Source organism: Streptomyces sp. NBC_00273 (genome assembly GCF_036178145.1).
Lineage (GTDB): Bacteria > Actinomycetota > Actinomycetes > Streptomycetales > Streptomycetaceae > Streptomyces.
In genome coordinates, this window is record NZ_CP108067.1 from 8,222,921 (window position 1) to 8,236,666 (window position 13,746).

Below are 13,746 nucleotides of genomic sequence, written 5' to 3' on the forward strand. Positions count from 1 at the left end.
GCCACCGAGGAGTTGCCCGGTGGCGCCCGCCCGCAGGACGGTGGGTCGGTCACCCGTTCCGAGGGACGAACGCCTCCCCGGAACGCGCTTCGGTCCAGATGTCTTCGGCGCCCACTTCCGCGACCCGGTACTTGCCCAGGGAGCTGATCAGCAGGCGCATCTCCAACGCCAGGCACTCGACGAAGTTGGTCAGGCCCGTCTCCGCGTCCTCGTCCGACGCGACCAGGGCAGCCCGTCCGAGACCCACCGCGGTGGCCCCGAGCGCCAGGCACTTGACCGCCCGGGCACCCTCCCAGATACGGCCGCTGACCAGCAGGGAGTTGTCCTGCGCATCGAGGCGTTGCAGGCACTCCGCCAGCGGGAGCCCCACGTGGTCGAGGAAGGCGCGGGGGGCCCAGCCGGTGCCGCCCTCCGCCCCGTCCACGGTGACCGAGTCCGCCCCGGCCGCCCAGGCAACGGCCGCGGCCAGGTGAACGTCGCGCGAGGGCGGCAGCTTCACCCACACCCGACAGCGCGGATAGTTGTTGCGCATCAGCCGGATCTGCTGGCGCAGGATCTCCTCGGTGAAGGTTCCCGGGCTGCTGCAGCGCAGCACCGAGTCCTCGGCGGGTTCGTAGATGTCCAGGACGTCGTACTGCGACGACAGTTCGGTCGCGCGCTTGCGGGGGACCAACGTCATGCCGCCCACACCGGGCTTCGCACCCTGACCCACCTTCAACTCGAAGGCCAGCCGACCGCTCTCCAGCAGGGGGGCGGCCGAGGGGTCGCTGTACACCAGGTTCCACACCTCGGCGTCAGCGTCTTCGGTGCTCTGCTGGACGACCACGCCACCGAACCCGTCCGGCGCCGCCGAGGCGTACTCGGTGATGCGGCGCAGCAGCGAGCTCTCCTTCTCCTCGGCCATCCGACCGTAGCCGGACACGGGGACGATGTTCTCACCGATCACCATGGGGATGCCCAGGCCTCCGGCCTGCCGGGCGACCGCTTCGCCGAGGTCGCCGCTGGCCACCCTGGTGGAGCCGAACGCCGCGACGAAGAACGGGAAGGCGGAGCGGAAGCCGCCGATCGTCGTGGTCAGGTCCACGTCCCCACAGACCGGTTCACGACCGAGGTCGATCATCTTCTCCATGCGGTGCGGTACGAAGACGGGCGGCACGAGACGGGCCCGGTCGATCGCGTCCTCCGGCCGGGCGCTCGCCTCGCCGTGCTCGCCGTAGAGCGTGGTCCCGTAGTCCTCGCTTTCCGGAAAGGCCGCGGCCGCGCCGTGCCGGGCGCGGGCCCGTACCTGCCGCTCCGGGAACCCGGGAGCCGTCAGGCCGCTCACGGACGAAGCTCCCCCGGCAGCTTGGGGTAGGCCGTCGCCTGCCACACCGCGTCGAGTCCACCCAGGAAGCGGGTGAACCGCTCGACGCCCAGGCCGAAGCCCGCGCTGGAGGGGATCCCCTCGCGCGCCAGGGTGAGGTACCACTCGTACTTCGCCGGGTTCTCGCCGGTCTCGCGGATCCGCATCATCAGGTTGCGGTAGTCCGACTCGCGCTCGCTGCCGCTCATCATCTCGCCGAAGCCACCCGGGAAGATGAGGTCGAAGTTGCGCAGGACACCGGGCTCTTCGGCGCTTTCCTTGTCGTAGAAGCCGCGCGAGCCCTTGGGGTAGTCGGTGATGAAGAACGGGTGCTCGGCCGCCTTGGAGATGATCTCCTCGCCTTCCCACTCGATCTCCGTGTTCTCGTCCTGGCCGTATCCGCCCCCGGCGAGTTGGGCCACCGCCTGCGCGTGCTTCATGCGGCCGTACGGGGCGTCGAGGACGCGCTTGAGCCCGTCCACGTCGCGCCCGAGGATCTCCAGCTCCCGCTGAGCGGTGCTCAGCACGTGCTCGACGCAGTGCCGGGTCAGCTCTTCCGCGACCCTCATCGCCTCCTCGCGCGAGCCACCGGCGATCTCCACGTCCAGCTGGTGGAACTCGGTCAGGTGGCGGTGGGTCACCGCCGTTTCCAGCGGCTCGAGCCGGACGTTCGGGGCGACGTGGAAGATCTTGGGGAAGCTGAGCAGGGAAGCCTGCTTGTAGAGGATGCCGCTCGTCATCAGCTTGTAGCGGTGGCCGTAGTAGTCGATGTCGACCTGCTTGGCACCGCGGGCGCCCGGGTCGGTCACCGGGCCGATGGTGGGTGGCAGCAGCTCGGTGAAGCCCTCACCGGTGAGGAAGTCCCGAGCTCCGGCCAGGAACCGGTTCTGCACGAGCAGTGCGGCGCGGGTGCGCTCCGAAGTCAGATGGGCGCGTGGCGTCGGGAGCGCGGCCCCCGTGTTCTCAGCGGACAATCTCTCGTTCCGTTCGAGTGCTGTGGCGAGACGGGTGATAGAAGGGTGTGACGCTCCGGGACTGGGCTCGAAGCCGAGCAATGCGCCACGACAATTCGGAACCTGTAATTCCATATCCACCTCCGAAGGAGTGTGGTCGAGATCACCAAGTGGGAGATTCTTAGGCGGATGCATCGCCGCGGCTCCCGAAGGTTAGAGCAGCCCGGGAAATGATCTTGACTCATATGGAGCATCCATGTCAAGATCTCCGCGACACGGAGCAATGGCCCCGGGATTGTTATGTCCGATACCCCGGCGCCTCGGCTGAACAAGCTGTGAATTTCCTTGGAAAATCCTGCGTCGAATCGACGAGAGCGTTGGCCGAAGGTGGTGGCGTCTCTGCGTGGGCCGGCCTTCCGTGTGCCGAGACAGCACAGGTGCATCACACGACCGGAGGTTGACCCGTGGGTCTGAGCAACGCTTCCCACCAGCATGAACCGGGCTCCGAGGAGCTGCGGTTCCACTGGTGCTCCCCCCTCGACAGCGGTCAGCAGAAGGCCACCGAGAAGTATCAGGTCGGTCATCTCGACTTCGGTGGAATCGTTGATTTCGCCAAGGAGGCTGACCGGCTCGGGGTGGATTCCCTTTTGATGGGAATCAGCTATCACATGCCCGATCCACTGCCGATGATCGGCGCTCTGGTCCGGGAAACCGAACGCGTGAAGTTCATTCTCGCCTATCGCCCGGGACTGGTTTCTCCGACACTTTTTGCGCAGATCGTCAACACGGTCTCCTGGATGTCCGATGGCCGTATATCGCTGAATTTGGTTGCCGGTATTTCTCCGGCGGAGCAGGCGTACTACGGGGACTTCGTAGCGCACGACGGACGCTATGCCCGCATGAACGAATTCCTCGAGATCCTGCACCGCACATGGCGCGGGGAAACGCCGCTTTCCTACAGCGGTGAGCACTACCGCATCGAGGAGGCCCAGCTCGGGCTCGGATATCTCGGCGGCGGGCGTCCGGAGGTCTACATCAGTGGAGCTTCCGGTCCGGCCCAGGAGACCGCGCTCCAGCACGGCGACTGCTGGCTCCGCTACGGAGACACGCCTGAGGGCATCGCCGAGGCCGCCGCGCCGGTGCTGGCCAAGGGCGGCCGGGTCGGGATCCGCATGCACGTCCTGGCCCGCGAGACCCGCGCCGAGGCGCTCGCCGACCTCGCGGAGATGATGCGCGACCCGGACGAGGACCACCGCGAGTGGGTCGCGAAGTTCGTCGCCGCCTCGGACTCCGAGGCCGTGCGGAATTCCTTCCGGCTGGCCGAGCAGGCCGACGGGGACTGGCTCTCTCCGGTTCTCTACTCCGGTGCCGTGGCTTATCGTGGCGGCCCCGCACTGTGCGTGGTCGGAAGTTACCGAGAGGTAGCCGCATACCTGCACTCGTACAAGGCGTCGGGCGTCAGCGAGTTCATCTTCTCCGGCTGGCCGACCCGTGACGAGATGCGGACGTTCTACACGCACGTGCTCCCGCTGATCCGCGAACTCGAAGAGAACGAGCGGACGGCATGACCGAAAATCGGCTTCACCGGAGTCTTTTCGCCTCCGGTGTCCTGCTCGGGCTCATCGCGGAACAGGTCGTGCTGTTCGCCGTCCCGCTGCTCATCTACCAGGACACCCACGAGGTGGCGAGCCTCGGATTGGCATTCGCGCTCGAATGGCTTCCCGGCCTGATCGCCTACCCCTTCGCAGGGATCCTGGCCGACCGCGACGGCGGAGCCCGGCTCTTCTCCCGGGTGACCGCGGCCCGGGCCGTCGTGCTGGTGTGCGTGGTCGTCATCTGCCTGACCCAGTCGTCGTGGACGACCGGGGCCCTGATGGCCGGCGGAGCCTTCCTCTCGGTCTTCATGGCGCCGACGCGGATGGCCGTGGAGAAGATGGTTCCGCAACTGGCCAAGGGCGACAAGGTGGCGAGCACCCAGTCCCTCGTCCAGAACATGGAGCTGTTGGCCATGGCCCTCGGACCCGCGCTCGCCGTCCTGGCCGCGTCCGTGCTGGGCAAGGTGTGGCTGCTGCTGGTAGCCGCCGGAGCCTTCGCCCTCGCTTCGGTGACCTGGCTGCCGCTGCCCCGTGGACTGCGTGCCCCGAGCACGGGCGAAGCCGGTAGTACGGGGCAGGTCTTCTCCGAACTCGGCCTCGGCTGGCGCTTGTTGATCGGGAACAAGCCCGTCCTGCTACTGGGAGTCCTCAACTTCGCCATCAACCTGGTCGTGGCGAGCGTACTGAGCGTCAACGCGGCGCTCGTGACGGACGTCTTCAAGGCTCCCGACTCGTCGTTCGGGTGGCTGAACACGTGCGTCGGTGTCATGGGCCTGCTCAACCTGATGGCGATCCCGCTCCTGCTGCGGCGGTTGAGCGTCGGGGCGCTCGGAGTCATCGGCTTCACCGTGATGTGCACCGCGCTGCTCACGGCGGGGTTCGCCCCGTCCTTCGCCGTCTACGCTCCGGCCTTCGTGGCCATGCTGATCGGATCCGCCTACTACAACGTCTTCAACCGGACCCAGCGGCTGAAGGTGATCCCCGAGGAGCACCTGGGGAAGATCATGGGCCCCTTCTACCTCCTCAACCTGATTTCGTTCCCCATCGCCGGCCTGCTCGTCGCCGGCGTCGGAACCGCGGCCGGCCCGCAGCAGCTCGTCACCGTGCTCTCGGTACTGCTGTGCCTCTTCGGCGCCGTCTTCCTGCCGTTGACGATCCGCAGTTTCCGCAAGGCGCTGGCCAGCCGCAACGACGAGGTCGCTTTAGGAGTCTCGGCATGAGTCCAACCTTCCGGTGCCTGCTGAGCACCGTCGAGTCGGATTCCCACATCTGGAATCTCGTGTACCTCCAGAAGCTCCTGGAGGAGAACGGAGCCCAGGTGCAGAACCTGGGCGCGTGCACGCCCATCGGTGACGTCGTACAGGCCGTCTCCGAGAACCGGCCCGACCTGTTGGTCGTGTCGAGCGTCAACGGCCACGGACTCCACGGGGCGCGCTTGCTGCTCTCCGCCCTGCGCGAGCGGCGGCTCGAGGTCCCGAGCGTGGCGGGCGGCAAGCTGACCACGGCCGAGTCGGACAACGACCGCACCCGCCGTGAACTGCTCGCCCACGGCTACACCGACGTGTTCACCGGTGAGGACGCCATCGACCGCTTCCTCACCTTCCTTCACTTCGGCAAGTCCGAAGGCTTCTCGGCCTGGCAGGCCGACGCCGCGGTCATCCCGCCATGGGACCTTGCCGGACTCAGCACCACGGAGGTGCACTGATGCATATCGTGATCGTCAACCGATGGCCCCGGTTCGAAGAAGACGGCGTACGGTGGGACAACGAGCTCACCCGCTACGAGGAGTTCATCGACCACGACGCCCACCAGGTCAGCTATGTCGTCGACGCGCTCGGTGCCGAAGGGGTGCTCGCCGATCCGGCGAAGATCGCCCACCTGGTGCGGATCGACGACGTCAACGACGTCGACGCGCTGCGCGCGGCCGTCGTCGAGGTGTCCGAAAAGGTCGGCCCCGTAGACCAGTTGATCGCCCTGTCCGAGTTCACCCTCGAGATCGCCGCCAAGGTCCGCGAGGACCTCGGCCTTCCCGGGCCGACCACGGCCGAGGTCGCGGTCTACCGGGACAAGGTGCGGATGAAGGAGATCCTGGCTGCCGCCGGCGTCCGGGTCCCCCGCTTCGCCGCGTGCACCGACGTCGAGAGCGGGCTCGCGTTCGCCCGCTCGTGCGGCTACCCGGTGATCCTCAAGCCGGTGGACGGCGCCGCGAGCATCGGGGTCCACCGGGTCGAGGACGAGGCGACGCTTGCCGAACTCCTGGCCGAGGTCGACCTGAAGCGCTACGAGATCGAGGAGTTCGTCACCGGCACCATCCACCACGTGGACGGCTTCGCCGACGCCCGGTCCGAGGTCGGGTTCCAGGTCACGTCACGGTACGTGAACGACTGCCTGTCCTTCGGCGCCGGTGAGCCGCTGGGATCGTTCGTCCTCCAAGACTCCCCCCTGAGGGGCCGGATCGAGGAGTTCTCCCGTGGGTGCGTCCGCGCCCTCGGCATGCGTGACACACCGTTCCACCTGGAGCTCTTCGTCACGCCGGAGGACGAGCTCGTCTTCCTGGAGATCGGCGGCCGGGTCGGTGGCAGCGAGGTCCCCCACCTCCTCAACAAGCTGTTCGGGGTCAACCTCTTCGAAATCTGGCTGCGGGCCCTCTGCGGGGAGCCGACCACCCCGCCGACCCGGTCGGGCGATCCGTCCGGCGGCTGGCTGGTCGTGCCCAAGCCGGCAGGCCTGCCGGCGGTGGTCCGCAAGGCATCGTCCATGCGGGGATCGGTTCCGGCCGTATGGCGCGAACTGCTGCCCTCCGTGGGCGAGGTCCTGGAGCCCGGCGGCGCGTACGACGCCCTGCACGCCGGCCGGTTCATCCTGCTGCACGACGACCAGGTCCAGGTGGAGGCCGACATCCGCCGCATCATCGAGACCTTCGAATTCGAGGTAACTTCGCTGTGAACGACCAGCCGACCCAGGACCCGCTCCTCAGCGACCGCGAACGCTACGAGCAGTTGGCCGCCTTCCTCAGCGACATCGAGCTGAAGGGCATAGTGGCCGTCGGTGACCGACTGGTCGAGGCCGTCGGAGGCCCCGACCTGCTGCCCGGCCGCAAGGTGATGGTGGCCTACGGAGGCGGCAAGGACAGCACGTACGTGGTCGCCTTCGTCCGGGCGGTCCAGCTGCACCTCCAGCTCACCCACGGCCACACGTTCGTCATGCGGGTCGCCAACATGCGGCACGCGGGTGTGCCGCTCGCCGTCATGGAGAACATCCACAGGGTGTACGAAGCCCTCGGGCTGCTCGACGACGAGCGGGCCGAGCTCCTGACCATCGACCACACCGAGATCCGTCGTTTCCGCGTGGACCTCCCGCTGCCGGAACGCCTGGTCAACCTCAACCGGCTCGACGTCCTGATGAACGGACACCGGTCGGCCGGGGACGGCCGGCCGACCTTCTGCAACAGCTGCAACCTGGCGGTGGCCGACTTCTACGGTCGCGCTGCCTGGTGGCAGGACGGTGTCGACGTGATCATGACCGGAGACTCCCGGCGCGAGCAGGCGCTCTACTCCGCCTGGATCATGCGTCTTGCGAAGGCGAGCGGCATCGACGTGGAGGAATGCCGCCGGATGGGCTTCCAGGGCCTGCTCACGGCCCTGCGCGGCATCGGTGACGCGTACTTCCGCGAGCTCTTCGGCGCCGATCGCGAGGCAGAAGTCACGGAGCGCTCCGTCTCCACCGGAGACCGCTCGATGCAGCCCGAGTTCGTCTCGATCTACGACATGGTCAGCTACCGCGTCCACGACCACTGGGACCTGATCGTCGACTTCCTGGGCTTCCGATTCGACGACCTCGCCTTCAGCTTCACCGAGTCGGACTGCGCGAACCCGACCCTGATGGCCCATCTGCGGGGCCTGCGCGCCCAGTACGTGGAGTCCCGCACCTACGAGGCGGGCATCTCCGAGTACCTGGAGCTCGCCGATGCGATGATGCGCAAGAAGGAGATGCCGGAGAACCTGATCCGGCTCGCGCTGAGCCGCTACGACTCCCCGGCGAAGATCGTCGAGCGGCGGGAGGTGGCCGCTGGCTACGCGCGCGACGTGTTCGGCCTGAGCGAGGCCGCCCTCACCGCCATGGTCTACTCGCCCTTCACGGACGGGGGCGCGCGGCTGGAGGGGTTCGTCGAGTCCTGCCACCCGGAGATGGCCGGCAGGACCGCAGAGCTGCACGCTGCACTGCGCGGTGACGACGCGGGCGCCGACGAGGCGGCCGAGTGGCTGGAGAAGATCTCCGCGCTGTCCATGACGGACCTGCGCACGCTGTACCGCAGCGCACTGGTCGACTTCGGCGCGCAGCAGTCGATGATGTCCCGGGTACGCGCGGGCGACCCCCACAAGAGCCAGGTCAAGACGGTCGACCCGACCACCGGCCGGCCCGTCCTCGAACTGATATCAGGTCGGTGACGTGGCCGGACACTTCGACCGGCTGGTGACCGAAAGCCGCGGCCGGGGCACGGTGCTCGTACAGCCGCGGATGGGCTTCGGTAGCCTCCGGGCGATGCAGGACGGGTTGTCCCAGGTCGCATCGCTCGGGCTGCCGGCCGTCGGAACGCTCACGCTCGACAGCTACACCCGGGTCGGCGACTACACCACGCCCCTGGAGCGGCTGGCCGCGGGCGAGGAGCTGAACGGCTACCCGCTGGTCTCCCACCCGGCCGAGGCCACCAGGGCCCTGCTGGACGGGCTCCACGGTCCCGCGTTCCCGGTTCAGGTACGGCACGGCACCGCGCTTCCGCTGCGGGTGTTCCAGAGGTTGGTCGAAGTCGGCCTCGACGCGACCGAGGGCGGCCCGGTCTCCTACTGCCTCCCCTATAGCCGGCTGCCGCTCGCCCGGGCCGTTGCGGCCTGGGCGGAGAGCTGCCGGTTCCTGGCCGGCGAGACCGAGTACGGCCACATCGAGACCTTCGGCGGGTGCCTGCTCGGCCAACTCTGCCCGCCCTCGCTGTTGGTGGCCACCGCCGTGTTGGAGGGCTGCTTCTTCCGGCAGCACGGGCTGCGCCACATGTCGCTGAGCTTCGCCCAGGGGGTGCTCGCCGAACAGGACCGCGGCGCCCTCCGGGCGCTGCGCACACTGGCCGCCGAGCATCTGTCCGGGGTGGACCGGCACGTCGTGCTCTACACGTACATGGGTCTGTTCCCCAAGACGCCGGACGGCGCCACCGCCCTGATCCGCGACAGCGCCCGGCTCGCCCGCGACGCCGGGTGCGAGCGGATGATCGTGAAGACGGTCTCCGAGGCGTGGCAGATCCCGACGGTCGCCGAGAACCTCGCCGCCCTGCGGATCGCCGCCGACGCGTCGAGCGGCACCCCGGCAGCGCCGACCGGCCTGGAGGACGCCTTCTACGAGGAGGTTCTGGAGGAGGCGAGGCTCCTCGTGGACACGGTGCTGGGCCTCGATCCCGATGTCGGTACCGCGCTGACGAAGGCCTTCGAACGAGGAATCCTCGACATCCCGTTCGGCCTGCACCCGGACAACGCCGGCGCGACGACCTGCGTGATCGACGACCGCGGGGCGCTGGCGTGGGGTGCCCGCGGCAACCTGCCGCTGCCCGGAAGGTCCAAGGGCGCCGGTGTCGAGGACTTCAGCTCCGACCGGCTCCACGCCATGCTCAACCACGTCGCCGACCGCTACGACCAGGCTGCGGCCCTGGCCGAGACGTGACTCAACCATGCACAGTTTCCCTATCAGTTGGCGAGACGACCCAGTGACCCCAGAACTTTCCGATCAGCCTGCCGTCGTATTGGTGGACGCGTTCTCCAGCGGCGCCCTGCTGGCGCACCAGGCCGCCGGCCGCTGCCGCCTCATCCACGTCCGCTCGCGCCGCGAACTCCCGGAGACCTTTGCCGCCAGCCTGCCGGCCGGACTGTTCGAGGTGGACCTCACCTACCCGGGCAACGCCCAGGACGTGCAGCGACGTCTTGCCGAGCTCGGTCCGGTCGCCGTCATCCCGGCGAGCGAGTTCGGCGTGGAGACCGCCGACGAGATCGCTGCGGCGCTGGGTCTGCGCGGGAACGACCCTTCGCTCTCGCCCGCCCGGCGGGACAAGGCCCGGATGATGGAGGCCCTGGCAGCGGCGGGCGTACGCACACCCCGCCAGCTGCAAGGGACGGACCCGGACCAGCTGCTGGCCTGGCAGCGTGAGCAGGGCATCGACAGGGTCGTCGTCAAGCCGCTGGACAGCGCCGGTTCCGAGGACGTCTTCACCTGTGACACCGACCAGGAGGTGAAGACCGCGGTCGAGACCATCATGGGCAAGACCAACCTCATGCTGCGTGCGAACAGGGCCGTTCTGGGACAGGAATACCTCGTCGGTGACGAGTACGTCATCAACTCGGTCAGCAGGGACGGCACGCACCGGTTCACCGATGCGTGGATCAGCCGCAAGGTGATGGTGGATGAGCGACGGAAGATCTACGACTACGAGGACCTGCTGGCACCGGGCGACCCGCGCCTCGATCAGATCCTGCCCTACGTCTGCGACGTCCTCGACGCACTCGGCATCGCCAACGGCCCGGCCCATACCGAACTGATCCTCACGGCGGGTGGTCCCGTGCTGCTGGAAACCGGTGCCCGGATCTCCGGACTCGCCAACCCTCCCGCCCTCCAGCGGTGCACCGGCGCCGACCAGGTGAGCCTGACACTGGACTGCTACACCGCCGACGCGCCGGAGCTGAGCGGCCGGCCCGTGCGCTACGCGCAGCAGGAGTCGGCGCGCTGCGCGAACCTCATCGCCCACCGTGCGGTGCCGCTGCCGGAGCGCGCCATCCGGGCGGCGCTGGAGAGCCTTCCGGCCTTCGAGAGCGTCCGGTTCCGCAAGGGCGACGGTGCGCTCACCAGCCGGACGCTCGACCTCAACTCCTCCCCGGGCGCGGTCTTCTTCGTCCACCGCGACGACGCCGAGATCGAACGCTCGTACCAGGCGCTGCGGGCGATGGAGCACGAGCTCCTCTGACATCGCACGCACGCTGCGGTACCCCACCTACGAAACGCGGTGAGTCATATGCCCGTCACTTCCCAGCAGTTCCGCGAGATCTTCGGTTCCTTCCCGACCGCCGTCGCCGTCATCACGGCGATGGACGAGGACGGCGAGCCGCGGGGATTCACGTGCAACGCCGTCTGCGCCGTGTCCGCTTCGCCGCCTTTGCTGCTGATCGGGGTCGACAAGAAGTCCCAGACCCTCCCGGCGATCCTCTCCTCCCGGGCCTTCGCGGTGAACTTCCTCGCCGCGTCGGGCGCCGAGGCGTCGCGGATCTTCGCCGGCAAGGGTCAGGACAAGTTCTCGGGCATCGAGTGGCAGCCGTCCCCGGTGGCGGACGGCGCTCCCGTGCTGACCGACGTCGCACTGGCCGTCGCCGAGTGCCGCACGGAGCAGACGGTCGAGGCCGGTGACCACTGGCTGATCGTCGCGCGGGTCGACGGCGGAACCGTCTTCCCCCGCGAACCCCTGCTGTACTGCCAGGGCGCCTACAGCACCTGGCCGCTGCCGGCCGCCGTGTAGGTCGTCGCCGTCGTGCCGGGCCCGGCGTCCACGGGCCCGGCACTCCGCCGGTCGGACCACACCCCGAAACCGCACCCCTGGACCTTGCCGCGCCCGGAGGGCGGGCGCACTTCCGGAGCCGTCGGCTCCACGTGCCCTGATCGGGCCTGGTCGGCGTACGGTTCGCCGTCAGCCAGGGCCGCTCCTGGGGCTGGACCTCGGGCGGAATGATCGGGCTCCTGGTCGGTGCGGTGGTGTTCGGCGCCGCCTCCTTCGTGCTCGGCTTCGCGCTCCATGCCGGCTTCACCCTGCTCTCCGCCTCGTCCCGACGCCGTCGAAGGTCCTGGTCCTGGACGGGGCCGTACCTGCTCTTGGTCAATGCGGAGCGGCCGGCCGGGCGAGTTGCGCCGGCGGGTCGGGAAGGGGTTTGGCGGTTCGGGTCCGCGGGAGTTCGGCGGTGGCCCACTGGACCTCGCCGCCCAGGCGGGCCTGGAAGCGCAGTAGTCCGCCGTCGGCGTCGATCCAGTAGCGGGTGTTGCCGAGCCGGCCGCTGCCCACGGGGGCGCCCGGCGCTCCCGGGCCGGCCGTGACGATGACGGGGACGTCGTCGATCCGGTCGTCGCGCAGCCAGCGGGCGTCGCTGCGGGCCAGGAGCTGGGCGTTGTCGGGCCGGTTGGATCCGAGGTGCAGGAGGAGGAGCAGCATCGAGTCCAGCGCGGCCGAGTGCGGCTGGAGCGGGTGGTGGTTCCACCCGGATGTGGGTGGCCGGTCGGGGAGGCCTCCGGTCCAGCGGGGTTGGTTGGCGACGCCGTTGGGGGTCCAGTGCACGAGCTCCCGGGTGGGAGGTGCGGCGTCGTCGCGGAGCTCTGCGTAGCCGTGGTGCCCGCGCCAGTCGATGCGTCCGGTGAGGGTGATGGTCCTGCCGCGGGACGGGATCGTGGCGGTGACGTCGCCGGTCCCGCGCCGGTAGGTGGTGAACCGGGCCAGTGCCATGCGGTCGGATTCCTCGGAGGTGAGGGGCCGGGGCGCGGCGGCCTTGCCGTCGTGGGTGGGGGCGGTGCAGGCGGTGAGCGCCAGAAGGGAGGCCAGCACGAGGGACAAGGCGGTGCGGTGGTTCATCGGCGGTCCCGGCTACGGTCCGCGAGCAGCGTCGGTGGGGGCGGGGTGACGTCCGCAGGATCGACGGGCGCCGGTGGTGCGACGGGTGTGGCGGGCGCGGTCTCGGCATCGGGGAGCTGCGGCTGTGCGGGAGGCAGGGGTACGTCGAGGAACGGGATTCCGGGAGGTGCCGGCGGGGTGGTCGGCAAGGTGTGGCCCCCCGGGGCAGGGGTGGTGCGACCCGGGCAGTCCATCGCTGCCGCCAGGTCTGCGGGCACCGTGCGCCCGAGCGGCCCGGTGAAGCAGTTGCCGCTGCCTGCGGCGTGAGCCGAGGCGAGGTAGGCGGCGTCGAAGGCGTTGGCGGCGAAGACGTTGCCGGTCATCCGGTTGCCGATGGGCGGGAGGTCCTCCGTGGAGGTGAGGACCAGGCCCGCACGGGGATGGCCGGTGATGCGGTTGCGCGTGACGGTGTTGTCGCGACCGCCGGCGATGCCGAGGCCGATCCCGTAGCCGCCGTCGGCCTGTTCGGGGGTGTCGGCGGCGGTGTTGTCGGTGACGAGGTTGCCGGCGATGGTCGCGCCGCTCTGGGGGGTGAGGGCTTCCAGGTAGTCCGAACCGATGGTCATCCCGACCCGGTTGCCGGTGAAGCGGTTCCCGACGATCCACAGGGGGCCGCTGGCGTTGGTGTTCTCGTAGCCCACCGCGTTGCGTTCCGCGGTGTTGCTGCGCACGAGGATCCCGCACGGCTTGCACTGCCCTACGTAGATGCCCGAATCGGCGCTGCCGGACGCATAGTTGTGCTCGATGGTCCCGTTGCGGGCGTTGAAGGCGTAGAGGCCGTAAAGACCGTTGTTCGCGGCGGTCACGTAGCGGACGCGGAAGCCGTCGAGCGGAGGGTCGGCCACCGGGTCGAGGCGGTGGTAGCCGTCGCTGCCGCGGCCGATGCCCTCGTCGCCGTTCTTCAGTCCGGTCACCAGGACGCCGTTCTGCAGGTGGCTCCGGACGGTGAGGTTCTCGACGGTGACGCCGGGCGCGGTGACCACGACGCCGTTGCCGCGCCGCCCCTCGCCGTCGATGACCACCCGATTGCGGTCGGTGCCGCGCAGGGTGACCTGGCGCGTGCGGACCCGTACGGTCTCGCGGTAGTTGCCCGGTGAGACCAGTACCAGGTCGTGGGGGCGGGCCCGTTCGAGGGCGGCGGTGATGGTCGGGGCCTCGGCGGGCACCCGGATGGTG

At 69.2% G+C, this 13,746-nt stretch carries 13 protein-coding genes; 8 read left to right on the forward strand and 5 right to left on the reverse strand.

The window, feature by feature from the left end; all coding sequences use genetic code 11:
* Nucleotides 1-49: 49 nt before the first annotated feature.
* Complete coding sequence (locus OG386_RS36730) at nt 50-1,324, reverse strand: glutamate synthase-related protein (protein ID WP_328791682.1); 1,275 nt, start codon at nt 1,322-1,324, stop codon at nt 50-52.
* Nucleotides 1,321-2,316 carry an asparagine synthetase A gene (locus OG386_RS36735; RefSeq protein WP_328791683.1) on the reverse strand — a complete coding sequence of 332 codons (996 nt, stop codon included), beginning with the start codon at nt 2,314-2,316 and terminating at the stop codon, nt 1,321-1,323. Before OG386_RS36735 ends, OG386_RS36730 begins: the two co-directional genes overlap by 4 nt.
* Nucleotides 2,317-2,759: 443 nt before the next feature.
* On the opposite strand from OG386_RS36735, the gene OG386_RS36740 reads away from it, so the two are divergent.
* The 8 genes from OG386_RS36740 (at nt 2,760) to OG386_RS36775 (ending at nt 11,433) form a co-directional block, all read left to right on the forward strand.
* Complete coding sequence (locus OG386_RS36740; RefSeq protein ID WP_328791684.1) at nt 2,760-3,863, forward strand: LLM class flavin-dependent oxidoreductase; 1,104 nt, start codon at nt 2,760-2,762, stop codon at nt 3,861-3,863.
* Nucleotides 3,860-5,110 carry an MFS transporter gene (locus tag OG386_RS36745; protein WP_328791685.1) on the forward strand — a complete coding sequence of 417 codons (1,251 nt, stop codon included), beginning with the start codon at nt 3,860-3,862 and terminating at the stop codon, nt 5,108-5,110. Before OG386_RS36740 ends, OG386_RS36745 begins: the two co-directional genes overlap by 4 nt.
* The gene (locus OG386_RS36750) at nt 5,107-5,595 is read left to right on the forward strand and encodes a cobalamin B12-binding domain-containing protein (protein WP_327386761.1); all 489 of its coding nucleotides are present in this window, start codon (nt 5,107-5,109) and stop codon (nt 5,593-5,595) included. The genes OG386_RS36745 and OG386_RS36750 overlap by 4 nt, the downstream gene beginning before the upstream one ends.
* Complete coding sequence (locus tag OG386_RS36755; protein ID WP_328791686.1) at nt 5,595-6,836, forward strand: ATP-grasp domain-containing protein; 1,242 nt, start codon at nt 5,595-5,597, stop codon at nt 6,834-6,836. The genes OG386_RS36750 and OG386_RS36755 overlap by 1 nt, the downstream gene beginning before the upstream one ends.
* Nucleotides 6,833-8,338: a PqqD family protein gene (locus tag OG386_RS36760; protein ID WP_328791687.1), complete on the forward strand. Its 1,506-nt coding sequence runs from the start codon at nt 6,833-6,835 to the stop codon at nt 8,336-8,338. Before OG386_RS36755 ends, OG386_RS36760 begins: the two co-directional genes overlap by 4 nt.
* 1 nt (nt 8,339) lies before the next feature.
* Nucleotides 8,340-9,596, forward strand: coding sequence for a methylaspartate mutase (locus tag OG386_RS36765; protein WP_328791688.1), 1,257 nt, complete (start codon nt 8,340-8,342; stop codon nt 9,594-9,596).
* A gap of 82 nt (nt 9,597-9,678) precedes the next feature.
* A complete protein-coding gene (locus OG386_RS36770; protein ID WP_328791689.1) occupies nt 9,679-10,887 on the forward strand; it encodes an ATP-grasp domain-containing protein in 1,209 nt (402 codons plus the stop codon).
* Nucleotides 10,888-10,935: 48 nt separating this feature from the next.
* Complete coding sequence (locus OG386_RS36775; protein WP_328791690.1) at nt 10,936-11,433, forward strand: flavin reductase family protein; 498 nt, start codon at nt 10,936-10,938, stop codon at nt 11,431-11,433.
* Here OG386_RS36775 and OG386_RS36780 read toward each other — a convergent pair.
* The 3 genes from OG386_RS36780 to OG386_RS36790 all read right to left on the reverse strand — a co-directional run bounded on the left by OG386_RS36780 (nt 11,400) and on the right by OG386_RS36790 (nt 13,736).
* The gene (locus tag OG386_RS36780; RefSeq protein ID WP_328791691.1) at nt 11,400-11,708 is read right to left on the reverse strand and encodes a hypothetical protein; all 309 of its coding nucleotides are present in this window, start codon (nt 11,706-11,708) and stop codon (nt 11,400-11,402) included. The two genes, OG386_RS36775 and OG386_RS36780, sit on opposite strands and share 34 nt — an antisense overlap.
* 79 nt (nt 11,709-11,787) lie before the next feature.
* Nucleotides 11,788-12,531 (reverse strand): hypothetical protein, encoded by a 744-nt coding sequence (locus OG386_RS36785; RefSeq protein ID WP_328791692.1) that lies wholly within the window; start codon nt 12,529-12,531, stop codon nt 11,788-11,790.
* Nucleotides 12,528-13,736, reverse strand: coding sequence for a right-handed parallel beta-helix repeat-containing protein (locus OG386_RS36790; RefSeq protein ID WP_443053329.1), 1,209 nt, complete (start codon nt 13,734-13,736; stop codon nt 12,528-12,530). The genes OG386_RS36785 and OG386_RS36790 overlap by 4 nt, the downstream gene beginning before the upstream one ends.
* Between the last annotated feature and the right edge of the window lie 10 nt (nt 13,737-13,746).

Bases quoted from the DNA above. Each gene is read 5' to 3' on its own strand.
- OG386_RS36745 (WP_328791685.1), top strand. From the start codon at position 3,860: ATGACCGAAAATCGGCTTCACCGGAGTCTTTTCGCCTCCGGTGTCCTG.
- OG386_RS36750 (WP_327386761.1), top strand. From the start codon at position 5,107: ATGAGTCCAACCTTCCGGTGCCTGCTGAGCACCGTCGAGTCGGATTCC.
- OG386_RS36780 (WP_328791691.1), bottom strand. From the start codon at position 11,708: ATGGAGCGCGAAGCCGAGCACGAAGGAGGCGGCGCCGAACACCACCGC.
- OG386_RS36775 (WP_328791690.1), top strand. From the start codon at position 10,936: ATGCCCGTCACTTCCCAGCAGTTCCGCGAGATCTTCGGTTCCTTCCCG.
- OG386_RS36755 (WP_328791686.1), top strand. From the start codon at position 5,595: ATGCATATCGTGATCGTCAACCGATGGCCCCGGTTCGAAGAAGACGGC.
- OG386_RS36785 (WP_328791692.1), bottom strand. From the start codon at position 12,531: ATGAACCACCGCACCGCCTTGTCCCTCGTGCTGGCCTCCCTTCTGGCG.